General features: G+C 40.9%; 20 protein-coding genes and 1 tRNA gene. 8 read left to right on the plus strand and 13 right to left on the minus strand.

Features of this window, described 5'->3' with window-relative positions; genetic code table 11:
• Positions 1-91 precede the first annotated feature (91 nt).
• Positions 92-871, plus strand: coding sequence for a sulfite exporter TauE/SafE family protein (locus QJ048_RS13610; protein WP_282334921.1), 780 nt, complete (start codon positions 92-94; stop codon positions 869-871).
• A 790-nt stretch (positions 872-1,661) separates the two neighbouring features.
• Here the strand turns inward: QJ048_RS13610 and QJ048_RS13615 are convergent.
• Together QJ048_RS13615 and QJ048_RS13620 are read right to left on the minus strand one after the other, a co-directional pair.
• The gene (locus tag QJ048_RS13615; protein WP_282334922.1) at positions 1,662-1,979 is read right to left on the minus strand and encodes a hypothetical protein; all 318 of its coding nucleotides are present in this window, start codon (positions 1,977-1,979) and stop codon (positions 1,662-1,664) included.
• Between the two features lie 220 nt (positions 1,980-2,199).
• The gene (locus QJ048_RS13620; RefSeq protein ID WP_282334923.1) at positions 2,200-3,459 is read right to left on the minus strand and encodes a nucleoside permease; all 1,260 of its coding nucleotides are present in this window, start codon (positions 3,457-3,459) and stop codon (positions 2,200-2,202) included.
• Positions 3,460-3,738: 279 nt separating this feature from the next.
• Between QJ048_RS13620 and mqnE the strand changes: the two genes are divergently transcribed.
• Entirely contained in the window at positions 3,739-4,923 is a 1,185-nt protein-coding gene (mqnE, locus tag QJ048_RS13625; protein WP_282334924.1) for an aminofutalosine synthase MqnE, read from the plus strand.
• 167 nt (positions 4,924-5,090) lie between these two features.
• Here mqnE and QJ048_RS13630 read toward each other — a convergent pair whose 3' ends face one another.
• From QJ048_RS13630 to QJ048_RS13655, 6 genes are all read right to left on the minus strand, one after another.
• The gene (locus QJ048_RS13630) at positions 5,091-7,421 is read right to left on the minus strand and encodes a T9SS type A sorting domain-containing protein (protein WP_282334925.1); all 2,331 of its coding nucleotides are present in this window, start codon (positions 7,419-7,421) and stop codon (positions 5,091-5,093) included.
• Between the two features lie 400 nt (positions 7,422-7,821).
• On the minus strand, positions 7,822-8,214 hold the full coding sequence (locus QJ048_RS13635) for a hypothetical protein (RefSeq protein ID WP_282334926.1): 393 nt from the start codon (positions 8,212-8,214) through the stop codon (positions 7,822-7,824).
• 184 nt (positions 8,215-8,398) lie between these two features.
• Positions 8,399-8,968: a c-type cytochrome gene (locus QJ048_RS13640; protein ID WP_282334927.1), complete on the minus strand. Its 570-nt coding sequence runs from the start codon at positions 8,966-8,968 to the stop codon at positions 8,399-8,401.
• Entirely contained in the window at positions 8,961-9,614 is a 654-nt protein-coding gene (locus tag QJ048_RS13645) for an SCO family protein (RefSeq protein WP_282334928.1), read from the minus strand. Before QJ048_RS13645 ends, QJ048_RS13640 begins: the two co-directional genes overlap by 8 nt.
• Entirely contained in the window at positions 9,611-11,299 is a 1,689-nt protein-coding gene (locus tag QJ048_RS13650; RefSeq protein WP_282334929.1) for a cbb3-type cytochrome c oxidase subunit I, read from the minus strand. The genes QJ048_RS13645 and QJ048_RS13650 overlap by 4 nt, the downstream gene beginning before the upstream one ends.
• A gap of 7 nt (positions 11,300-11,306) precedes the next feature.
• Positions 11,307-11,759: a cupredoxin domain-containing protein gene (locus QJ048_RS13655; protein ID WP_282334930.1), complete on the minus strand. Its 453-nt coding sequence runs from the start codon at positions 11,757-11,759 to the stop codon at positions 11,307-11,309.
• A gap of 382 nt (positions 11,760-12,141) precedes the next feature.
• On the opposite strand from QJ048_RS13655, the gene QJ048_RS13660 reads away from it, so the two are divergent.
• Entirely contained in the window at positions 12,142-12,654 is a 513-nt protein-coding gene (locus tag QJ048_RS13660) for a ferritin (protein ID WP_282334931.1), read from the plus strand.
• Positions 12,655-12,794: 140 nt separating this feature from the next.
• On the opposite strand, the gene QJ048_RS13665 is transcribed toward QJ048_RS13660, so the two are convergent.
• Together QJ048_RS13665 and QJ048_RS13670 are read right to left on the minus strand one after the other, a co-directional pair.
• On the minus strand, positions 12,795-13,226 hold the full coding sequence (locus QJ048_RS13665; protein WP_282334932.1) for an SET domain-containing protein: 432 nt from the start codon (positions 13,224-13,226) through the stop codon (positions 12,795-12,797).
• Between the two features lie 88 nt (positions 13,227-13,314).
• The gene (locus QJ048_RS13670) at positions 13,315-13,917 is read right to left on the minus strand and encodes an isochorismatase family protein (protein WP_282334933.1); all 603 of its coding nucleotides are present in this window, start codon (positions 13,915-13,917) and stop codon (positions 13,315-13,317) included.
• A 282-nt stretch (positions 13,918-14,199) separates the two neighbouring features.
• Here QJ048_RS13670 and QJ048_RS13675 point away from each other — a divergent pair, with 282 nt between their 5' ends.
• From QJ048_RS13675 to QJ048_RS13695, 5 genes are all read left to right on the plus strand, one after another.
• Positions 14,200-15,006: a 2,3,4,5-tetrahydropyridine-2,6-dicarboxylate N-succinyltransferase gene (locus QJ048_RS13675; protein ID WP_282334934.1), complete on the plus strand. Its 807-nt coding sequence runs from the start codon at positions 14,200-14,202 to the stop codon at positions 15,004-15,006.
• Between the two features lie 190 nt (positions 15,007-15,196).
• Positions 15,197-15,278 (plus strand) — tRNA-Leu (locus QJ048_RS13680).
• A 368-nt stretch (positions 15,279-15,646) separates the two neighbouring features.
• Positions 15,647-16,036: a site-specific integrase gene (locus QJ048_RS13685; protein WP_282334935.1), complete on the plus strand. Its 390-nt coding sequence runs from the start codon at positions 15,647-15,649 to the stop codon at positions 16,034-16,036.
• 209 nt (positions 16,037-16,245) lie between these two features.
• Positions 16,246-16,926 carry a TetR/AcrR family transcriptional regulator gene (locus QJ048_RS13690; RefSeq protein ID WP_282334936.1) on the plus strand — a complete coding sequence of 227 codons (681 nt, stop codon included), beginning with the start codon at positions 16,246-16,248 and terminating at the stop codon, positions 16,924-16,926.
• 96 nt (positions 16,927-17,022) lie between these two features.
• Positions 17,023-17,808, plus strand: a complete 786-nt coding sequence (locus QJ048_RS13695; protein ID WP_282334937.1) for an HXXEE domain-containing protein — start codon at positions 17,023-17,025, stop codon at positions 17,806-17,808.
• 831 nt (positions 17,809-18,639) lie between these two features.
• Here QJ048_RS13695 and QJ048_RS13700 read toward each other — a convergent pair.
• From QJ048_RS13700 to QJ048_RS13710, 3 genes are read right to left on the minus strand one after another with little or no spacing between them, the layout of a single operon-like run.
• Positions 18,640-19,770, minus strand: coding sequence for a TlpA family protein disulfide reductase (locus QJ048_RS13700; RefSeq protein WP_282334938.1), 1,131 nt, complete (start codon positions 19,768-19,770; stop codon positions 18,640-18,642).
• Positions 19,771-19,792: 22 nt separating this feature from the next.
• Complete coding sequence (locus QJ048_RS13705; RefSeq protein WP_282334939.1) at positions 19,793-21,268, minus strand: RagB/SusD family nutrient uptake outer membrane protein; 1,476 nt, start codon at positions 21,266-21,268, stop codon at positions 19,793-19,795.
• 23 nt (positions 21,269-21,291) lie between these two features.
• Entirely contained in the window at positions 21,292-24,789 is a 3,498-nt protein-coding gene (locus QJ048_RS13710) for a SusC/RagA family TonB-linked outer membrane protein (protein WP_282334940.1), read from the minus strand.
• Positions 24,790-24,810: the final 21 nt, after the last annotated feature.

Raw genomic sequence — 24,810 nt, forward strand, 5'->3', positions numbered from 1 at the left:
CTGCTTAACTATGTTCGACATACAATAGGGCAACATTCTGTCGTGAATGTTGCCCTATTAATTTTTAATTATTAATTATTAATTTCCCGCAATGCTTCCACATGAACTCATCCTTCTTTGTTGCGCGGCTTTTGCGGCGGGTTTTATCGATGCTATTGTAGGCGGAGGCGGACTTGTACAAACGCCTGCAACACTGATCATTTTGCCGCAATATCCTGTTGCTACATTATTGGGCACTATAAAAATTCCTTCATTTTCCGGCACCAGTATTGCAGCATGGCAATATACAAGACGTGTAAAGCTTGATATGCGCTTGCTGGCAGGCGTATCAATCTGTGCCTTTTTTGCGGCACTGTTCGGCTCAGCCATGGCCAGCAAATTAAGCAATGCTGTTTTTAAACCTGTCATATTAATATTGCTGATTGGCGTTGCCATCTATACGTATAGTAACAAAAAATTCGGGCAAAGCGAACATGAGTTAAAGGAAACAAAAAATGCGCTGGCCTATGGCATTTCATTTGGCCTCCTGCTAGGTTTCTATGATGGCTTCATCGGTCCGGGAACAGGTAGTTTTCTTATTCTCCTCTTTGTAAGTGTATTAGGTCAGGACTTTCTGCATGCCAGCGCTTACGCGAAAATCATTAACCTTGCCACGAATTGTGCATCGATCATCTACTTCAGCAGCACCGGTCATATTTTGTATCATTATGCAATCCCCATGGCGGTATTTAATGTTTGCGGCTCATTCGTTGGTGCGAGGCTAGCCTTGCTAAAAGGTAATCGTTTTATACGCATCGTCTTTTTAATCGTGGTAACGGGCATGATCATACGTTTTGCGTGGGATGTAGCGAAGCTGGCGATAAGAGGTTAGCTGCTAGTTATTGGTTATTAGCCATCAATTTTGACTAGCGGAGACTAAAGCAGAACAACCAACAATCCACTAAGTGTATCCCCTTAGATCCGAAAAATTTTCTTCAATAAAATTGGATTATATTATTTTGACATTTAATTTAACATATCCATAGCAGTTAGACTGCTTTTAAACCTTCTCCTTAGTTAACAAAGATGTAATACACAAACTGAACATTTCGTTGAAAGTTTCAAGATATTTGCATTGTCAAGTTACAATATCCAATTAGAAAAAAACCAATAGTCCATTAGTCCAAAAAACCGAGTCCACGTCCAATGAACAAACAAGCATCACAACCTTTTCTATGAAGTAATTATCCACCAATCCATGTGAAGACCAGGTAATATATCCGATCCTAGCAGTCAAGATTTATCCACCTTTATTATATTACCTAATTTTAAAAAAGCTGTTCTAACGAACGGCTTTTTTTATTCTTAGTAACTGAATAACTGAGTTTTCAAGTCAAGATGTTCGAAAAAAAATTAATAATTAATAATTAAAAATTAACAGGGCATTGTCGATTATAATTTTGAGGGCAACACTATTAATTCTTAATTATTAATTATTAATTGAATTGGTGCCAGGCGTTATCAGACATTCATTTTATAAAGCAAGTCTGACACTTACCTGGACTTAGTTATTTGTATTGGATGTTTTCGTTTTTGCCCATGCAAATTTATCAATCCTTGTACCACGCAGTATTAAGGAGTAGTTAACTTAGCGTTGTTGAATTGATTTTAACAAAATCAATTTATGACTCCAGACCCTTATCATCAAAGAGAGCGAGTATCTGTTGTGATTTAATTTCTGTGTCGGCATTCTGCAGCATACAATGCAGATGCATCAGTTCTTTTTCAGTTAAAACAATGTGGACAATATTACCCGGTGTAGGAAGAACGATATATTTCAACTTATCATCAATGGGAACAAGCGTTTCACAACGCGCCGTTACTAACTCAATAAAAGTTTCGAAATTATTTTTATCAAGTATCAGCATCGTTGTGCCAAATGTTACCTGGTAAATGTTACAAGCATGATCGTCAAAATGCCATGATTTGAAATTGCACATATTGGAAGTTTATGGTGCAAATGAAATACGGAGTGTTGAGAGATCGGTTATAGATTAGGGAATTCGGTTTGCGAGAGAGAAAAATTAATAATTAAGAATTAAGAATTAATAGTGTGCATTCGAAATCATAGTCGCCGTTCATGACTAGTCAAAAAAATAGGGAATCATCGAATAAACGACTGATGCCCTATTAATTTTTAATTATTAATTATTAATTACCTCAATGTCTCACCGCCACCGCTTCACTCGCCACATGTTTATGTTTGAAAAATACGGCGAACAAAACCGCTACGATTAAGGCATATATAGAGAATGCCATCCAGATGCCGTGCCAGTTCTTGGTACCGTCCATTGAAGTGTAGTATTCCTGAATTATAAATCCGCTAATGGTACTTCCTGCAACGGCTCCTACTCCATTTGTCATCATCATAAACATTCCCTGTGCACTTGACCTGATATGAGGTGTAGTGGACGTTTCCACAAATAGCGAACCGGAAACGTTGAAGAAATCGAATGCCATTCCATAAACAATGCAGGACAAAATAATAAGACTTACTCCAACCGGTGAAGGATCGCCATACGCAAACAGCCCAAACCTGAACACCCAGGCCAGCATACTTATAAGCATAACATTCTTAATACCAAAGCGTCTCAGGAAAAATGGAATCGCAAGAATGAAAGCTGTTTCAGAAAACTGAGAGATAGACATGATGATGGTTGACCTTTTCACCACGAATGAATTCGCATATTCGGGAACCTTACTGAACTCGCCCAGAAAAACGTCTCCATAAGCATTCGTCAGTTGCAACGCCGCTCCAAGAAACATGGAGAAAATAAAGAAGAGCGCCATTTTCTTATCCTTGAATAAAGCCAAAGCATCAAGACCCAATATCTGTCCCCAACTCTTTTTCCCGGTTTGTTTACCCAATGGCGGACATGCCGGCAACGTAAATGAATACAGGCCCAGTATAAACGATGCTATTGCTGCGATATAAAATTGGTTGGCAGACGCCTTATTTCCGCTGAGATTGGTGGTCCACATTGCTGCTATGAAGCCTATAGTTCCAAAAACACGAATTGGCGGAAAGTCAAGCACTACATCAAACTGGTTATTTTTTAACCCGGTATAACCTATGGAATTGGCAAGCGCTATGGTAGGCATGTAGAAAATCATAGCCAATAAGATTCCCCAAAAAAACTGAGAAGGATCATTGATCTGCGGGATCAGGCATAAGGACATACCGCTTAATACGTGGAGAAATCCGTACAGTTTCTCGGCATTCACCCAGCGATCCGCCACCACTCCCATCAATGCCGGCATAAATAAGGATGCGATTCCCATTGTTGAAAAAATAACTCCAAACTTTCCTCCATCCCATCCTTTTGTGCTAAACCAGTAATTGCCAATTGTGATTAGCCATGAACCCCAAACAAAAAATTGCAGGAAACTCATTATCGTCAGGCGGAACTTAATACTCATGTATGCAGATTAATAGAATAAAGGGGTCAAGATAGTAAATAATGGGAAATGGGAAAAAAAAGACGATGTACGGTGCAAGAAAGCCGTCACGAGGCCGTTTTCAAAAGCATTTCGTAAATCGTATTTCGTATATCGTACTCAACAATCCACAGGCGGCTCTCTACTGCCTACCGGTAACCGGCTACTGGCTACTGACATTTGTCAACCCACCTGCCCTCAATAACCACCATCAACGATCAATTAAATCCCGTAATTTCGCCCCAGAAAAAGCTTTACAAGATGATTATTACAGACTCAACAATTTCTATACAAAAGATTATAGAAGCAGAAAAAGAAAAAGCTCTTCGAAGCATTGGCGAGAAAATTATCCATAAGGAAAGAATAACCGGGGAAGAAGGCGTTTTACTTTTTGAAAAAGGGAGCCTGCCTTTTGTGGGCGCTTTGGCGAATCATGTTCGCGAAAGACTGCATGGCAATAAAACATATTTCAACCGCAATTTCCATATTGAACCAACAAACGTTTGCGTGTTCTCCTGCAAGTTCTGCTCCTACTCACGCTTGTATGCACATCGTGAAGAGGGTTGGGAACTGAGTACAGACGACATGCTGAACATCGTTAAAAAATACGATGGCAAACCGGTTACGGAAGTACACATCGTTGGTGGCGTTCACCCGAAATTGAATCTTAATTTCTTCGCAGACCTTTTGCAAAAAATAAAGGCTCATCGCCCGGACCTGCACGTAAAGGGCTTTACAGCTGTGGAGCTTGATTACATGTTCCGCAAGGCGAAAATGACGATCGACGAAGGAATGAAATTTCTTCATGAAGCAGGTTTGCAATCATTGCCGGGTGGTGGCGCAGAGATATTTGCCCCTGAGATACGCACACAGATCTGCGAGGACAAAGTTGACGCAGCGGGCTGGCTGGCTATTCATGAAGCAGCACACAAACTGGGCATGCATTCGAATGCGACCATGTTATATGGTCACATTGAAAAATTCCATCACCGCATTGATCACATGGAAAGATTGCGCAGCCTGCAGGACAAAACGGGTGGTTTCAACACCTTTATTCCGCTGAAGTTCCGCAATAAACAAAATGACATGAGCGATGTGCCGGAAAGCTCGGTAACGGAAGATATGAGGCTTTATGCGATTGCAAGATTATACATGGACAACTTCCCTCACCTGAAAGCATACTGGCCAATGCTGGGCCGCAAAAACGCCCAGTTAAGCCTAGCCTTCGGCGTAAACGATATCGATGGCACCATCGACGATTCTACAAAGATATATTCAATGGCAGGCAGCGAAGAGCAAACGCCTGTAATGAGCACCGCTGAAATGGTGGCGTTGATCAAACAGGTAAAACGTCAGCCTGTTGAGCGTGATACTTTATACAATGAAATCAGAGATTATTCTGACATTGATATCAAAGAGATTGAAGTAAATCCGCTGTTGAATTAAAAGTAAAAAATAAAAAGTAAAAAGGGAGCCCGGCTTACATCGGGCTCCCTTTTTACTTTGAGGCTTTAAGAAAGTTTTGAGTAGTAAAACCCTCATAACGTTTATCAAATAAAAAAGCGTTCGATACATTTCGAACGCCTTTTTATTTTTTATTTTTTACTTATTCGCTACTGCTTTAAAAACCTTATCAAACCTGTTCTTTCACCGTTCATATAACCGAACACCTGGTAAACACCTGCGCTCAGGTCAGACAGATCAAGCTGTTGCTCGTTGTTGCCGGTAGAAACCTGCACGCCGAATTTACGCCATACCTTTCCTGACATATCTGTAATATACAGATCCATCGTGCCACCAGAACCGCTATTAACACTCAGCTTCACACTTCTTGTAACCAATGTTGGTGCGAAACCTGTGATCGCAAATCCATTTGCCTGGTTAAGAATGGCGGCCACTTTACTATAAGTGACAGAACCGTCTTTATCGATTAATCGCAAACGATAGTAATTATTGCCGTCACTTAAAGCATCGGCGTAGTTGTAGTTTGTAACCCCTTCACGACCCGGTACGCTGCCCACTTTGGTAAAGTCGCGACCATTGTTTGATTTCAATACTTCAACCGATTGAGGAATGTCAACCTCATCAACGGTCCATTTCAGGTTAGCAGAAGAACCCGATTTTGTGGCAGTGAAATCGAGTAATATAACTGGTAGCGGCGCACCGATAAGGCCGAACGTAAACAAGTTAAAACCGCTGAGTACGGCTGATGTTGCCGTTCCATTTACCGAATTACCCGGAGAAATAGAAATGCCGGTGCCACCCTGCGCACTGGTCCATTGTGAACCACTATTAGAGGCCACAACCAGTGCACTGTTGGCAGGAGCGCCGGGAACCGCCTGGCCAAACAATAAAAGCTGCACAGATGCATCACTTCCAAAAGCCCTTCCTATTGACCAGTATTCCGCACTGGAAATTCCCTGCAGCGGTGCCGCAACCGGAGAGCCGTTGGCTGTCCTGAAATAATTTGCAGTGTAAGAAGAAATCGTTGTTGAATTTGGAGCCACTTCAATTGGCCTGTAGAAGCCGTTGCTTCCAGTAGGGAACCTATATACGTTGGTTGTATTTGTGCTTCTTGTTACGGGTCCTGAAACATAACTGCTGTTATTGGCACTGGTCACACCCTGGGCGTATTCAGTACTCCTGACAGTAATCGTTCTGGCAACAGTGGTTGTAAGCACACCAGACGTCAAATCCAATCTTCCTACCTGAAGCGCATTATTTAAACTTACACCTCCAGATGTATTATTAAGGCGCAATGCCACTTGATTGTTGGCATTATCGATTACGCCGGAACTGCTGGTGATTGTTTGCGCTGCGTTGCCGTTAAGCTCCACAACAAACAGATTCTTTGATGAACTGGTTGCAATGCTGCTGCTTGTAAACTGTCCGCCTGTTTGATTAAAATTACCTTTGATACCCAGTTTACTTGTCCCTGTTACATTATCATTTTCCTGTAAAGAAAATGTACCCGTAGACTGTACATAGTTGCCGTTTACCTGCAAAGTATAATCTGCGTCCTTGGTACCGTCATTTTCTGTCGAAGAAAGCTGCACGGTGGCGTTTGTACTAAGAACAAAATTCTTATTGACTGTAACTAAATTGGTCGGGCTACCCGAGTTGGCCAATAAAATCACTGTAAGACTATTGAAACCCAATACCTGTAAATCACCCTTTATTGTTGTATTGTCATACAAATGCAAATTGTATGAGTAAGGGAAAGCATTAAGTATATTAGGGCAGTTAATATACAGATTTCCCAATGACAAATTGGTTCCGGGAAAAGTCGGCAAATCATTTATTGATCCGGTCACTTGTATCGTAGAAGCCACATCCCATGTAGCCTGGGGAATCAGTCCGCGGTCTCTGGCATGAATATAATTAGAACCTGCATTAAAAGAAACATTGGTCCCTGTAGTCTCAAGAAACAGACCATGAGGATTCACTGTAACAGTACCATTTACTGCCAACGTAGCACCACTATTGACTGACAGGGTTGATCCAAAGTTAGCAACTGGATCTGTGTCAGCTTCCATGATAAAAGTTCCGTTGATAACACCGGATGCACCACTCACAAGACTTACATGCAGCTCGTTGTCGCCACTGGTAAATATTTTTAATGAAGAGCCACTACCTACTGCCAAAGCGTTGGTACTAGCCGAAACATTGATATCGGTAATTGCGTTACTCGTAAAAACAACTGTGCTGTTACTCGTCACATTCAGTGATGCAATATTAATTAACAGGCCATTCATAACAACCGTTACGCTTGTATTAAATGTAACATTGTCGCCTGAGCCGGGAACGCTTGCTGTTGACCAGTTTGAGGCAACATTCCAACTTCCGCCGGTGGCACCTGTCCACGTGATATTTGCAGCCAGCAGCGATGAGGAATGTAAAGTGAAAAATGATAAGCACAGTAGTAAGAAGTATAATTTCCTCATACCAAAAATTTTATAAGCATTAATAGGGACACAGGACGTGGATAAAGTTAAATTTTGGTTTTTTTACTAGGAAATTTGAAGCTGCTACAAAATACAATTTTTTGACCTACATCAAAATAGTTGAATTTTTATTTTACCCGTCGTAAACAATAAAAATCAATAGAAAAGTGTCAAACCGTGTAATGGTGACGCAAAAAAACAACAATTCATGTAAATGTTATTGTTTGGTTACGACAATATTTTTACAGTGGGTATTTTCAACTTTCCCAGCAACACAATACCCACATCTTAAATTCATCGAATCACAAGCTCCCATAAAAAAGCATACCCCTGTTAAAGGATATGCTTTATAAGTTGGAAAGGTTTAATGCCTAATCAGTATTAATAAATGTTACACCGACTACCAAAAAAGTTCGGGGCGTTCATCCTTTGCCCTGTTTATCTGCTTTCCATGTTCATTTTGCTCTTGAAGCGTCCACTTATTTGTTAGTGTGGTCTCGCGCCATAGCCTGCCTGCCTTGCGGAACACCTGTACGGGAAGACTGAAATCTTTTACAAGTGAAGACTCAAATTGTTCAACCGTCATGCTGGAAGTAACTTCCAATTCCCCCTCTTCGTGCGATTTACGCACATCGCAAACACATTGGTTCCCTGTTTCGACAAGATGGGTTTTTGAAAGCTGCCTGTCACTATGCTTTTTCTTAAAAAACTCAATTTTCAAAAATGGAAATGTCTTGCTGAATTCGAGTTGCAAATCGTGCAACCTGCGGTTGTCATTAATTTGTATAGTCATAGTGTTTATTTTTCACATTAAGAGAATAGAAAACGTCGTTTCCAAGACAGTACGGGTAAATAAAACAGGAGACTATAGCCGGCAAATCGTTATTGTAAATGTTGTATGTAAATCTAGAAACTAAAGTGTGATAATTTGGTTAAACAGGCCGGTTTAACAATAGGTTTTACTAAGTTAATAAATCTTATTCATGATGCACATGACTTTCGTAACTTTTAATATTTACCAAAGAAATTAACACTCCGACCATCAAAATGATCAATGCAACATAGCCTATCATAAACGGATAATTATAAATGGATAAGGGCATTCTGTGCGGCACTTTTTTACCCGGACGGGCAAAAGGAGCTGCATCGGCTACCGGATTTTTTTCTTCCGTTTTTATATATTCCACTATGCTTTCTATCTGGCTGTTATTTAAATCCGGGTGGTCGGGCATAACAATCTGGTTGTGCTTGTTAAACAGTTCCAGCGCTTCCTTATCCCCGCTTTTTACCATAGACTGGGAGCCCTTCACAAAGCTGATTATCCATGGCATGGTATGGCGCTCATACACTTTTGCCAGTGCGGGCCCCGTCAGCGTTTTGTTCACATTGTGACAGGATGCGCAGCGCCCCTGGAAGAGTTTTTTACCCTCATCGGCATTTACATCTTGTGCAACCGAATGCACTCTTACACAAAACAAAAAGCAAACAGCCATTACTCTTAATGTTGCAAAATATTTGCGCGAAAAATACTTTGAAGCTTTAATCATTTTCCAGCTTTTTAATATCGTTAATCAGCAATTGGATGTCTTTGTCGGACGTTCCATCATAATAACCACGAATGAATTGATCCTTGTCCATCAGCACCAACCTGTCGCTATGAATAAAATCCTCCGGTCCCCCGTCCCCTTCCGTTGCTGTAATGTAGAAGCCTTTGCGTGCAAGGCGGTACAGCTCTTTTTTATCACCCGTTAATAATTTCCATTGACAGGGATCGATCCCGTTCAATTTTCCGTAAACAGCCAGTTTTTCCGGCGTATCACGTTCGGGGTCCACTGTAAAGGAAATGAACCGCACATCATCAGTATTTGCATACGCCGTGCTCACCTTTTTAATGTGCCTGAACATATCCGGACATATGGTTGGGCAAGATGAAAAAAAGAAATTCGCCACAGTGATTTTTCCTTTGATCGCGCCGGAACCATAAACTTGATGCTGTTGATCGCTGAATGAAAACGGCATTAAGGCAATGGCATTTTTCTTGCTTACCCAAGTATCGTTATAACCTTTGTATGGCAACGGACTGTATTTATTTTCCAGCCAGTTTACAACGGTATAAGCCAGTAGCGGTACCACCAAAACCAGCACCAGAAAGGCTTTCCACGAACTTAATATGTACCTGAGCAACTTTTTCATTTCTTTTCACTCGTAGATATTACCGGTGCCGGATCCGTTGGCAAATATGGCGGCGCACCCTTTCGATTGTTATTCAACGTGTCCATAATGGCCGGCAGATAAGCCATAAACAATATGATCGCCATAGCTATGAGCCACGGACGGAAAGTATCGAATATGGGTATCCGTTTTTCTGTATGATAAACTTCACTAACCGGAAAATCAATAACAGGCTCTGCCGTGCGTTTGCTAAAAAATGTGCCGAAGAAAACGACGAAATACAACAGTCCCGCAGTGAACATAATACCGCCGCCTGCAAGACCGAGCATTGTTGTGATCACCCAATAGGGATTGTACAATTCGCTTTCAGGATTGAGATAAGTGAGCCCAAGATTCGTTCTGCGCGGTTCGCCCAAAAGCCCACCCCACATGAGTCCTGTAGAGAAAATCAAAACGCCCACTGTCCATAAATAAGGAACGATTGTATTGATCTTTGGTAGAAAAATTTTCTTACCTGTAAGTTGTGATGTCATGAAAATCGACATACCCAATATCGCCAGAAACACCGGTCCGGCAACAGTTAGGTGAAAGTGCCCCGGCACCCACGCCGTGTTATGAATAACGTTATTGAGCGAATAAGATGCGTTCACCAAACCTGTCAATCCACCAAAAATAAATAGTATCAAACCATTGATGAGATAGCCAAACAGGTAAACATTTTTATCGAAGAAAGGAAGTTTCCAAACCCAGTTCCACAAACCCTTTGCGCCTCTTTTCCTTCCTGCGTACTCAAGCGAAGCGGCAATGGTAAAAGCTGTGATAAAACTCGGAATGGCAACGCCAAATGTGAGAATACCTTGGGTAAGCTTGATGCCTCTTCCAATAGCGGGATCGCCAAACTGGTGATGCACCCCTATGGGAATCGACAATAACAAGAACACAAAAAAAGCAATGCGACCGGCAAGCTCAGAGTATAATTTGCCACCGGCTACTTTTGGTAAAATGGTATAGAACATAATGTAAGCCGGTAACAACCAGAAGTATACTAATGCATGTCCGAAAAACCAGAACAATGTTCTTGTAAGCGAAACGTTGACTGTAGGCGTCCAACCCATGGACCACGGAATTAGCAGGACGAGCACTTCGTACGCAACCGCCAGTGTACAAACAAACCATATGGTGAAGTTGATAAGGGTTCCCAAAACAGCCAGTGGCGTGTTTACTTCGCGATTATCTTTTTTCCATTTTAAATAAATGGTTACCCAGTCAAAAAATGCAACCCATGAACCAACAATAAGCAGAGCAGTTCCAAGATAAAACAACGGGTGCGCTTTTAACGGAGCATAAAACGTATATAACACAGAAGCCTTGCCCGCAAGCATTGCCCACGCAGCCATTAATGTTCCACCTACCATTAAACACAGTGACAACATGGAGGCTTTATAGTTCGGTTCTCTTTTTAAATGAAAGGCAACTGTGGCATGGCCAAATGCTACCGCAAAAAAAGTAGTCAGCACGATCGCATTGATCACGCCGTGCAAGGTTAATCCCTGGTAATAATCAAGTTTTGCAAATGAAGACTGGTGAATAACTCCCGCCCTGTATATTACCTGCATCAAGCCATGATAAATGCCGATGGTCAGCAACAAAACAGGAACAAAAAGCTCTATGAGAATAATGTTTCTAATAGGTTTACTTATGTGCATGATCGGATTATTTTGTGGGATAGTTAACGATTACTTCGGCCTGCATGTTCTGGTGGCCGGTGCCACAGAATTCGTGACAGGTTATTTTGTATACGCCGGGTTTGTCAAACTTCACGGTTGTTTTCGCTACGGCGCCCTGTACGCCCATCAGGTTCACATTTTTCTCAGATATATCAAAGCCATGCACCACATCTTTTGATGTAACAAAAAAATCAACCTCACTGCCTACAGGAATGTAAACCACAGAAGGCTCGAAGTTCCACATGCGGGCAACATAAAAGATTTGGTAAGTGTTCTTATCTACCTGGTTCACCCTTGCATCTTCATATGATTTATCGTAAGGAAGGCATTCGGTCACATCTCCTTTTTTGGCGCCCATAGCATACAGAAGGCTAAATATGAACAGCGCCGATACCAGCAACGCCACTCCGATTACTGTTCTTTCAAATTTATCCAGCATAATAAATTGTTTTAGCTGCGGTAAAGCATAATAAAATATATGGTAAACCAAATAATAAGGCCCAAAGCAACGAGCAGGGCAAAGAAAGCAACAGCGCCTCGGGGGACAAATTTTTCAGGCAGGTCTTGATTAGAATCCATAAGTAAGTTTTAAATTTTGAGTTCTTAGTTTTGACTTTTATAAGCCCTAAAACCAGTATCGGTATCCGATAATTGTACATTTTATTTTGGCTAAATTGCAACGCGAATCGACTCCCCGTTTGACAGTAACAAAAAACCTCCCGAACAGTTCACAGTTTTTCAATTTTTTCTCAAAAAGATTAACGGATATAATAAACCTAAAATTTACTTATTTGGTTATATTGTTTTATAAAAACTAACCCATGCTATCACAAACAATGCAAGAGGCCCTAAACAGGCAGGTACAACTGGAAGCCGAAAGTTCACAGGCATATCTGGCAATGGCCAGCTGGGCAGAGATACAACCGGGACTTGACGGCGTTACAAACTTCTTTTACACCCAGTCCGATGAGGAAAGAATGCACATGTTAAAACTGATCCGTTACATTAATGAACGCGGCGGTTTTGCGATCGTTCCCGCACTGGAGCAACCTATCATTACCTTTCTCTCCCTTCAACGTGTGTTCGAAGAGTTTTTAAAACATGAGATCATTGTTTCGACAAATATTAACGAGCTGGTGGGAATGGCGCTCACTGAAAGGGATTACGCCACACACAACTTCCTGCAATGGTACGTGAATGAGCAGATTGAAGAAGAGCATCTCGCCAGAACCTTAAATGACAAGCTGGTACTTGTAGGCGAAGACAAAGGCGGCATTTATCTTTTTGACAGAGATATTATGTTGCACAGAGGAAATGAGGGGAAGAAGAGGTAGGGAGCAATTAATAATTAAAAATTAATAGGTGTAGCACAGTGATGAGAGAATAGCATATCATCTGCTCTACAAACAACAGGGCCGCATTCACTCAAGAATGTGGCCCTGTTAATTATCAATTATTAATTATTAATTTTACACTACTTCTTCCCATTCACTTTATCAATCTTCATATTCTCTTTCACTGTATCCCAATATTCCTTTCCGTAAGACACGAAGATCTCTGAGCCTGCAGGAATATCTTTCAATGATTTTATATAAACAGCTTTCCCTTGCTTCTCGTACTCGCTATTATTAATAATACCTTTTACGCGTTGCAAACCTTTTGCATCGTTGGCGTACCGTGCAAGTTCTTCTGGCGTTTCGCTGGCATCAATCACGTGATTGCGATTTACAAAAAATATATAACCGTTGTTTCCCTCGTCATGATCGACCTCTTTCCAGGTGGTGAATTTGCCCCTGTATTCAATGATTCGGGTGCCTTTCGGTATCGGCTTTTTTGTATATAACCCTTTTCCGGCGTTAGGTAACCCGGATTTTTTTACCATTAAGTGCTCTTCTAGTAATGCCATATAAATGTTATGAACTTATTTGAAGCAAGATAATTATTTTCAACATTCCTTTAAAATGCTGTTTTATTAATAAATAACTTTTTGACAATTATTTTCTTTGCGCGAGCATTTTGATAATAGCATCGGTAGTATCAATCTCACTGATCCGCGGAAAGATGGTATGCACGCTATGTTCGTAAGCGGAGGCGATCCTGTCGGTTGTTGCGTCAGAAGCAAGGGTAATATTATAACCCAACTCGCTGGCAGCCCTTGCAGTACCCTCCACGCCCACACTTGTAGAAACGCCGCCCAATACAATGCCGGTAACATTTCTCTTTTGCAGCTCGTCGTGTAAGCCCGTTTCGAAGAAAGCGTTCCATGTTTTTTTAGTTACCAGCAAGTCGCCGGGTTGCAATACAATTTCGGGCACAATGGTAAAGAACCCATCCTCCTGCATTTTTGCCTCCGCCGCCTTTTGCCCCTCTTCGTCTGCCGGAATCATACTCACCTGCTTCCGCGTCTTTGTCCAGGGCGCACCAAGGGGGTTCACATGCACGATCACTACCGGCAACCCTTCGTTTCTGAAAGCGTCTATGAGTTTAATAGCATTTGCCAGCACACCTTTAGCCGGATGCACCAGCTGAGCGTTCAACGTCCCCTTCTGGAGATCAATCAAAACAAGCGCAGTATTATTGTCAAGTGTAGTGATCATAAATGAATTTTTTGTTTTTAAAGTTACGATGCCAAACCCAGCGGCGATGATTCATTCCCTGTAAAATTTGTACCATTGCCGACGTGGAAAGCTGTAAGTCATAAGTTTTAAGTAGTATGTTTTAAGTACTTATCACCAGCCATGGTATGGATTCTGTTTGCGGCCTCCAACCTGTTACATACAACTTATAGCTATTACTCCGTCCTCCTGCCGGCAACATTAATTTACCGTCATTAGCCGTTTTATTTTTCGATTCCTTTATGTTTGCAAAAAATTTCAAGCATGAAAGAATTGATCACATCTGCATGGGCAAACCGCGAGTTGTTGAAAGACGCGAAATATGCCGATGCTGTAAGAGCGGTGATTGAAGAAGTGGACAAAGGCAGACTGAGAGTAGCTGCTCCTGTAGAAAGTGGCTGGGAAGTAAACGAATGGGTAAAACAAGCCATCCTGATGTACTTCGGTATTCAGCAAATGAAAACCATGTCATTACCTCCGTTTGAGTTTTATGATAAAATGGAACTGAAGAAAGATTACGCTTCACTCGGTGTGCGTGCCGTTCCGCATGCGGTGGCAAGATATGGTGCATACATCGCGAAAAACGTGGTATTGATGCCAAGCTATGTAAACATCGGTGCTTTTGTGGACGAAGGTACAATGGTTGATACATGGGCAACTGTAGGTAGCTGCGCTCAGATAGGCAAAGGCGTTCACCTCAGCGGCGGTGTTGGTATCGGTGGCGTTTTGGAGCCATTGCAGGCCTCTCCGGTAATCATTGAAGACGGCGTGTTCGTAGGTTCAAGATGTATCGTGGTAGAAGGCGTTCGTGTAGAAAAAGAAGCGGTACTGGGCGCAAACGTGGTACTTACTCAAAGCACGAAGATCATCGATGTAAGCGGTGCAGAGCCGATCGAATACAAAGGTCGCGTACCGGCAAGAAGCGTTGTTATTCCTGGCACATATGCAAAAAAATTCCCGGCTGGCGAATATAATGTAAGCTGCGCCCTGATCATTGGTCAGCGTAAACCAAGCACAGACTTAAAAACAAGTTTGAATGATGCCTTGCGCGACTTTAATGTGGCGGTGTAGGAAGAATTGAAAGTTGAAAGTTCCTGCCCGACTTCGTCAGTCAGGTGGGGAAAATTGAAAGTTGGGTTATGGTTTTTTTGTGCTATGTTTCATCAGTACTGAAAACTCGTAACTCACCACTCAAAACTTTTTCAAAAAACTTATCACTTATTACTTTCTACTTCCTATATTTGCACCCCTGTTAAAGGATGCCCAGGTGGCGAAATTGGTAGACGCACTGCCTTCAGGTGGCAGCGCCGCGAGGTGTGCTGGTTCGAATCCAGTCCTGGGCACTTTTATAAACGCTGATAATCAATAAATTATCAGCGTTTTTGTTTTACAGACTTTCACTTATCAATCAATTAAAGGACATATAGCTGGCACGCCTGGCACATTCTTTCACTTCAATCAATAGCCGAAATTTAGGTGATTGCAAATACTAGATAGCACACCTCGGGTATTTCTCATCATTCAACTCTTCTAATTCACAAAATTTACATTTAATCAAGAGTACGTTGCATTACATAGATCATGAGTATCCTCTCCCGTTGGAAGAGCCAGTTACGATAATGTTGAAAAAAGAATTTGAACAAACAGCAAAAAGACGGATGAGTGAGATACGCGCACAAGGGATGTGTTTATAGTCCAGTGCTTTACAGGGATGAGCTATAGTGATGTAAAAGAGTTCAACACATCTACTATATACACTGACTCTTCTGGTGCAAAGTGGATTGACAGCAAGCGTGTAAAAACAGGAGTTGACTATGATGTGCCCCTGTTTCCACAGGTCATTAAGATCCTGGAAAAGTATTACTACAAGCTTCCAGTAGTATCTAACCAAAAGATGAATGCATATCTGGAGGAGATCGCGGATGTCTGTGGCATAACCAAGAATATGACAACGCACATGGCTAGACGCACTTTCGCATCTATCACGAATGAACAAGGTGTAAACATCCTGCTATACAGCGGATGTTGGGACACACTAAAATTACAACAACTCAGCATTACATCACTACAAACAGAGAATTCTCAAAGACGAAATGCTTAAGTCAGCACGAGGGATGAGTGAGATATTTGCAGCACCAAAAAAAGCAAAGTAAAAATAGCGCAACTATGACGGTTGCGGTTATTCCTTTTGTTGCCTATATTTAAGTGTTGGCGGTAATAGGCCGCCGGACAATTTAGTCATACTAACGAGTGACATCGTACTAATAGACTTCTATAAGAGAATCATTACTTGTTAGACCGTGATCACTGATGATTCGCAGTTCTGATTTATTTATCCCCCAATTTGTATGTAAATTTGAAAAAAGTGATCGAACTAAACTTGATCTGGTGAAAATGAAAACAACCGAACAATTGATTTTAGAAGCAGCTAGCAAAGTTTTTAAAGAAAAGGGGTATGATGGTGCTACAGTGCAAGAAATAGCGGATGCAGCGAACACAACTAAATCAATGGTAAACTATTATTTCAGAAGCAAAGAAAAACTCTTTGGCATTGTTTTTAAAGCTCAGTTTCAGGAATTCTACGAGGGAACGATTAGACTTGTAAAATCTGATTTATCATTGTACGACAAGATCGCGAATCTAGTAAATGACGATACTGAGAAGATTCTGAAATTTCCCCTACTTCCTATCTTTATTTTGAACGAGATCAATCGCAATCCCTCGATCGTTTTTTCCTTTATCAGCAATCTTTCTTCTGACGCTCTTAGTGCATTGGACAAACAGATTAGCAAGGAAGTTAGGAATGGTAAAATAAAGAAAATAAGTGCTATTGATTTATTGACCAATGTACGGTCTTTGACTGTGTTTCCTTTCTTGTTGAAAGGTATACAAATGAAATCCTTAAAACTCACAGAGGAACAAATGAACATCAAATTGAAGGCTCGAAAAAAGATGATTGTTGAACTCATCTGGAATTCTCTCAAAAAATAACTTATAAATTTTTTGGGTATGGATCGAACAATTGTTCGAACCACTTGTTTTATTTAAATTTAATCTCGAGATTTGGTTAGTTAAATACAAGACAAAATGGAAGCTTGGGTTACAAAATTTGACTTTGCTTGGTCCTGGATGGGTTTAGGGATTGCAATGGTGTTTTTTGTTTTGCTGTTTTTTACAGATTTGTTACGCAGCGATTTGAACAAACCCCGATGGCAGGATGCAGGTTGGTTTGCATGGGTTGCAGCCCCTATGTATATGCTTCATCAATTTGAAGAATATGCACTTTATTATGACGTGAAAACACTTCACCATCCATTTGCTGATATGATTTGCCAAAAAATAGGATATGGACCGTATCCTGAATGTCCAATTCCAGTGCAACATTATTGGCTTGTGAATATCATCTTGTGGTTTATGGCAATGCTTGGTGCTTGGAAATTCTACAAAACTAACCCAATGGTTGCCTTGGCTCCTTACGGACTGATTTTAGCTAACGGACTTTTGCACATTGGAGGTTGGTTGTCATCTGGAAATTCTATATACTATTATGTTAGTGGCGGAACAATGACCAGTATTGCATTATTTATTCCTGTAACAATATTGATGATTCGTGCATGCTTGAAATGGAAAGTAATGAGCGGATGGGCGATTACTGCCACTTTAGTTGCAGGACTAATTGGACATTTAATATTATTTGGAGCTTACGCATCACTTGATGCAGGTGGGGTAGTCGCACTTTACACATTTGATTTTTTAGCGATGACGTCACCTTTGTTACTGGCATGGATAGCAAGCAAATGGCTTCTAAAACCCAAAAACTCAAGCACCGCTACCGCTAACAAAAATATTGCTGCAAGAGATACAAGACATTGAAACATCAGGAGTTTGCATCGCTGTACTTTGGCTCAAGCGAGATGTTAATAATTGGGCTTTCGTTTATAACTTCAACAAAATATTTTCAATCAGCAGTTGTTCCGGCCAGGTTATAAAATATCCCACCTACAACAATATTGGTTCGTTGCTTCATTGAATAGTTTCGCTTACTTCCGAATTGTAACACAATTATTCTAAATGACACACGAGCGTCAAATTTATGACACACGAGCAATCAATTTTGAATGAACATTTTTATATTTGTAATGAAAACAGATTAGAGGGCGACACAGTCCTGGGCACTTGATAAAAAACGCTGACAATCAATAAATTGTCAGCGTTTTTTTATTTAACAATCATTCACTTATCAATCAATTAAAGGACACCTAGCTAGCACATTCTTTCACTTCAATCAATAGCCGAAATTTAGGTGATCGAAAATACTAAATAGCACACCTCAGGTATTTCTCAACATTCAACTCTGCTAATTTATTCAATTTCCCAATTGTGTCCACAGTGTGGACACAATTGGAGAATTAAAAAAGGGAGGTTATAATTATAACGCTTCCTTGTACACCATGAGAAAAAACCAAGTTTTCGTCGGACGATTTCTTCTTCCCCAACTTAATGAAGACAGTATAATTTGTTCACGATTTATTCTACTTTACACATTGTTCATTTTTCCAATTGGCTGCAGGCATTGGCGTAAACTAAACGTGTGATTGTACAAATCAGCTTTTATTGCCAATGCGGTTTTGCACTTTAAAAAGAAAGGCAAGGCTTCCCCTGCCCCTCTGTATACCTAAAGAGAAAAACGCTTCCCGGAAAAAATTACTTCAAATGCTTTTTATAGTCTGCCAGTGTTTTTTCATATTCATCAACTGTAGATTGAAGAATAAATCCTGCAAATTTTCCCTCTTTCAAAGATTGTTTTGCACTATTGATGGCTTGCTGTTGCGTTTCAACTGCTAATTTGTAATCACCCATGTGCGCATAAGCACCGGCCATTTCATTGTAACATACAGATGGTGGCATATTAGCATTTTCAACCATGAGCTGTTTATTTAAATCGATAGCATACAGGTAAGTGTCTTTTGACAAACCCTCTTTTCTTGAAATAACCGCAGCGGTTGACCCTACATAACCAGGCTTTGTGCTTTGCCATCTTTTTGCAAATGCCATAGCAGAATCCTCGCTAAAGTGATCAAGAAGAACCTGGAACTTAAAAAAACCAAATGTGCCTGCAAAAGTTGGCATGGTAGCAATGCCAGAATCAGTCAATCGCAAAGCTTTGTCGTACTCTTTGTTTTTTACAGCATCTTCATAAGCTTTATACAAAGCTGTAAACGGTGCAGTTAATGAATCAGACTCTGCTTCTTTCTTCTCAAAATTTTTGCGTGCTGCCGCTACATCGTATTGACCGCCCAGAATAACTTTAATCAATGAATCCAATTCGATAGGATGTCCTATCCAAAGGATTTGACCATCTCTTACCACAAATGTGCATGGGATACCGCCCTGCCCTGCGGCTTTCATCCAATTATTGCCCATGAATTGTGCATCGTTGTCCATAACTACGTTATAAGCAAGTTTATCACCCATTTGGTTAACAAACTTTGTTACTTTAGGCAAATAAGAGCTATAAGGTTTTGAGTTATCACTATGTGAGCCCTCCCATATGTTTACACCTACAATGGTGATTTCATTCTTGTATTTTTTTGAGAGTTCAGATAAGTGAGGCATTGATCCTACGCAAGGTCCGCACCAGGTTGCCCAGAATTCAAACAAATACAAACGACCTTTTTGATACTCTTTAATTGGTGTTCCTTTTAACCATTTGCCGTATTTTAATTCCGGAGCTTTATCGCCCAATCCAATTGTGGCCGTTTGCTGTGCATACATCTTGCTTGCTAGTAGACATAGTACTGCCAGTAGGGTTAATTTACCCAATGCATATTTCATAATAATGATGTTTACGTGTTAATTAAAAATTTGGAATAGTAAATACAACCTTTGGATCGGTTGGCTGAATAGTAACAGCCTGCCCATTGTTATCGGCAGCCGTTCTTGTCATCGGCAACCCATTGCGGAAATAATCAAAGCTGGCATGTCCTTCAAAGGCAAGCTCTATGCGTCTTTCCTTTAGTATCGCTGCAAGTAAGTTTTGGTTGGCAACATTATCAATATCCGAGGCCGGCAATCCCGCTCGCGTATGAATGGCTTTGAGATCATCTTTTGCTGCCTGGTAATTTCCCAGCTTCGCATTGGCTTCTGCACGATTGAGATAAACCTCACCCAGCCTGAAATATATCTGCGGTGCATAAGTAATGGTTTGGTAGGTCACGCTCAGGTACTTCGTTGTTTCAACATAGCCGGTGTTTTCATTCTTCTTTAAAAATGTCGCTCTGATATCATTCGCAACGATTAACGATTTAAAATCAGAAGAAGGAATATAAGTTGCAGTTGATCCATTTATGACATCAGTATTAAAGATCATTCCAATATAGCTGCCTGCACTGCTTCCGGTAGCATTGTCTTGTGCGAAGATAATTTCTTTGTTACCAGAAAAGTTTGTCTTGCCAAGGCTGCCGTCAGAATCATCGCCAAACATTTTGTAATAGTCTTGCCCGTGTAGCAATGCATATTTCGCACCGGTTTGATTGGTTACACTATCCGAGTAAGTAACACCTAAACGGTTGAAATTAGCATCAGGACTTGCAACGCTTCCTCCCATGTACAAGTATACTCTTGATAAAAGAGACCACGCTGCCGCAGTATTTGAAAAGGCATTTGATTTTGTAACCGGCGCTTTCATTAATTGTGCAGCCTGCTGCAAATCGTTAATGATGAAATCATATGTTTCTTTAACTGTGGATGGTGCAGGATTGTCTTTTACACTGCTTGTTTTCTTTAGAGGCACACCAGAACTTGTTGCAGCATCCTGGTAATAAGGTTTACCATATACTCTGATCAGATTAAAATACGTAAGTGCGCGTAGGAAAAGATTCTCTCCTTTTGCATACAAAAATTTATTTTTATCGGAAGCCGATAAAGATGCAAAGCCATCTTTTTCCATCTTTACAATTCCTTCTAAAACGAGGTTTGTACCGACTATCACCTGGTAAGAGCCTCGATAAAAATCAGAGCTGTAACCAGTTGTCTGCCCGCTACTGTTCTGAAAAAAGAAGGCATCCGTCTGTTTAGTTGGAGGGCCAAATTGCTGAAGGGTCACATTGTTACCTCTTCCTTCCCCAATGTTTATCATTGGTGCATCGTAAGGAGTAATAAAGGAGTAACCTTGCAGCAGTGAATAGTTTCCAGTAGTTGCTTCTACAATGCCTGCAACCGAAGAGAGTTCCCCTTCTGCGTCTATCTGCGTGAGCGGTTTAATAGCATCTATTTGCTTATTACAAGCAATGATTGTTAATGATGAGAAGAATATGATGATTGATTTTTTCATTTTGTAAAAACTTTAAGGTTCAACTAGAAAGTTAATTGCACGCCAAACATGTATCGTCTCGGAATTCCCAGGCCAAATGCTGATTGACCAAAACCCTGCGCTTCACCAACTGAGGGCCCTTCCGGATTTGCGGCTACGATCGATTTTGAGTAAAGTGTATATAGGTTGTCGCCACTTACGTAGAAGCTACATGTCGACAGCCTGAGCTTTGTCAAAATTGAAGACGGAAGATCATAGCTTAACCGAACACTGCGCAAAGATGCATTGCTGGCATCATGCATGTATTTACTGGAACCAAAGTAATCTCTGTATCCAGTTCCCTGGTAATAAACCCAAGGCTCAGTTGCATTGGTTTGACCGGGAGTAGTCCACGGCACCTGGTTATTTTTATACTTTATCTGGTTATACAGCATTGGGGACGTTCCCTGATAAGCTCGTGCCGCACCATCATTCATCACATACTTTAACGCATAGGTGATCAACACGTTCAAAGAAAATTGTTTGTATGAAAAAGTGTTCGTGAAGCCACCGTAAAATTTAGGTTGGAATGAACCAATGGATTGATTTTGGCGCTGATCTGTGGATGCACCAACCTCAGCTACTGAATTAACCAATTCAACACCTGTTTTTTTACCGCTTGCATCAAAAATCAATTTTTCATATTGAGGTTTGCCGGTTTGCGGATCTACGCCTGCCCATTTTACTGCTTTTAAAGTATTGATATCTTCTCCCGGATATAAATAGTAGGCTTGTTGGTTCCAACCTTGCACCAACGAATCGTTTGCTACCGCAATAATTTTATTTCTGTTATAACTTAGATTAAACGAAGTGCTCCACTGAAAATCTTTTTTATTTACTGCTCTCCAGTTCAGCATCAATTCTACTCCATGGTTTTGCACGTTTGCAACATTCTGCCATTGCGTTGGAAAACCATAAGTTGGTGGCAATGCCACTTTTTGAAGCAAATCCTCAGAACGTCTGGAGTAAGCATCCAGTGTTACATCAAGATTTTTAAACAAGGTAAAATCCAGACCTCCATTAAAGGTTTTGGTAATCTCCCATTTCAGGTTCGGGTTGGCAAGTACGGCTACAACTGCAGCGTTTTGACCGCTATATTGCAATGTAGGATTGTACAAGGTTTTCGTAAGAAAATTATCTCCTAATTGTGATCCTGTGGTACCGTAGCTCGCACGCACCTTAAGGTTATTAACCCATTTTACATTCTTCATGAAGTTTTCATTATTCACGATCCACGCAGCACCTGTTGAGTAGAATGTTCCATAGCGGTTATCAGCGCCAAAACTGCTTGATGCGTCTGTTCTGATTGATCCGCTAACGGTATAGCGATCGTTGTAGGTATAGCCTGCCTCTCCAAAGGCAGAAAACTGTGCACGCTTATCAGTTCCACCTTCTATGTTGCCTGCTTTTGTAGTAGGGATGCCAAATATTGAAAAATCATATGAAGGCCCAACCTGGCTGCCCATTGAAATCTGAGGATAACCAGCCCTTACATGGTTTACATTTACAGTTGAAAAATCTCGTGTTGTTTCCCCATACTCCATCGCTGCAAGTGCCCTGATGGCGCTTTTACCATACTTCTTTCTAAATGACAACTGATTTGAGGTAAGAAAATTTGAAAGGTTGCTGGTAGTGGTTCCCAAAAATCCTTGCGGTGCATAATAGATCGTTCCACCATTATAGGTTCTTACATCAATATAAGTCTGGTTCTTGTTATAATTCAGGTTGCCGGAGTTGGTACTTGACAAACTCAACCAGTCGGTAATTCTGTATTCCAATCTTACAGATCCAAAGAAGAGTTGCGATTGAAGCTTGTTAAAATTATACTGTTTATCAAAAAGAGGATTACCTTTTACTACCGGGATACCATTAAATTTATAATTGAGGGTTTGAGTAACGTTGCCATTTGAGTCATAAGGGTTCGCCCATGGAATCAATTGTCCGAAGAAATCAGTATTTGCATTCGGATCACGCTTACCACTATTGATGATGCCGTTTAAAGAAACATTCAATGAAAGCCTGCTGGTCAGTCTTGAATCCAGGTTTAATCTGAAATTTCCTCTTGTAAGCCCATTCTGTACCCCGGTTGATTGTTCGTTATAATAAGTGCCACCAAAATAATATTTCGATCTTTCATTTCCACCACTTGCAGACAGGTTTGCTTCCATCGTATTGCTGGTTACAAAAACAAATTTTGTCCAGTCATATGAGTTAGCAACAACTTGCTGTGTGGGCAATTTATAATGCAGGTAGTCTTCTACTGTTGGAAACATACTTGCCAGGCTTCCTCCGTTGACACTATAATCTGCAGTAAAATAGTCCTTTTGATAGTTGTACAGTTCCTGGCCATTCATGTATTTTATGGTACCCTGGTTCGGCTTGTTGATACCATACTTTAATTCAGCACTAACGCGAGGTCTGGCATCTTTGCCTTTCTTCGTTGTTACCACCAATACACCACCCGCTGCTCTTGAGCCATATACGGCAGTTGCTGCAGCGTCTTTAAGCGTAGTAATCTCTTGAATTTCGTTTGGACTCACCAGTTCTTTTAAGTTTTGATTTGGCATGATCACACCATCAAGCACAATCAATGGTCCATAGTTGATCGTTGGAATTACATATTCATTTGCCTGGTCAAGTCCCACGCCTACAATACTGCTTTGACCGCGCATAAAGATCTGGCCGCCACTGCTTGTTGGATCGCCCGCATTTTGTTCTGATATATACAAACCAGTTACCCTACCCTTAAGAAGTGAAGTAGGATCGGATGTAGTAATGCCTTTTCTCAACTCATCACCTGATATTTTTTGTACAGCACCGGTGATCTCACCAGGCTTCTTTGAACTGTAACCTGTAGACACAACAATTTCTTCCTGCACCTGCATTTCAGGCTCCATTGTAACATTCACTTTTGGAACAGATGAGCCAATTGTAATCTTCTTTGAGTAAGCCTTGTAACCAATGCTGGAAATCTCAAGTGTGTACTCTCCCTGCGGAACATTGGCAAGTGAAAACTCTCCCCTGCTATTAGTAGCCATGCCAATGCCAATAGGCTTTAGCATAACTGCGGCTCCGGCGACAGGACCCTCTTTACAAAACACAGTTCCTTTTAATGTTGCAGGTATTGGATCATTTGATTCAACTAATGGAGCAGAAGTATTTTGTTTCACTCGCTTAGACAACATAATTGTCTTATCACTTAGCGAAAAGTCCAGGTCCTGATCCTTTAGAACCATTGTAAGAAAATCGCTCAATGCTACATCCTTTGCTGAAACACTAACCGGCTTTGTATTTTTAATCAGCTCTGTAGAATAAAACGTCACATAGCCGGTTTGCTTTTTTATAACGGAAAAAATCTGCGTAAGTGAAACATCCTTACCTGAGTAGGTAATACGCTGTGCAATACTCTTTGCAAAGACTTGTGTAGACACCATTACAAATACTGCTACAATGCGTAAGAATCTTCTATGCATCCCATAGCCGGGGAAACGTTTATGTCGCATAAGTTTAAAATAGTTTTGGTT

This window comes from Pinibacter soli (assembly GCF_029961145.1).
GTDB classification, from domain to species: domain Bacteria; phylum Bacteroidota; class Bacteroidia; order Chitinophagales; family Chitinophagaceae; genus Pinibacter; species Pinibacter soli.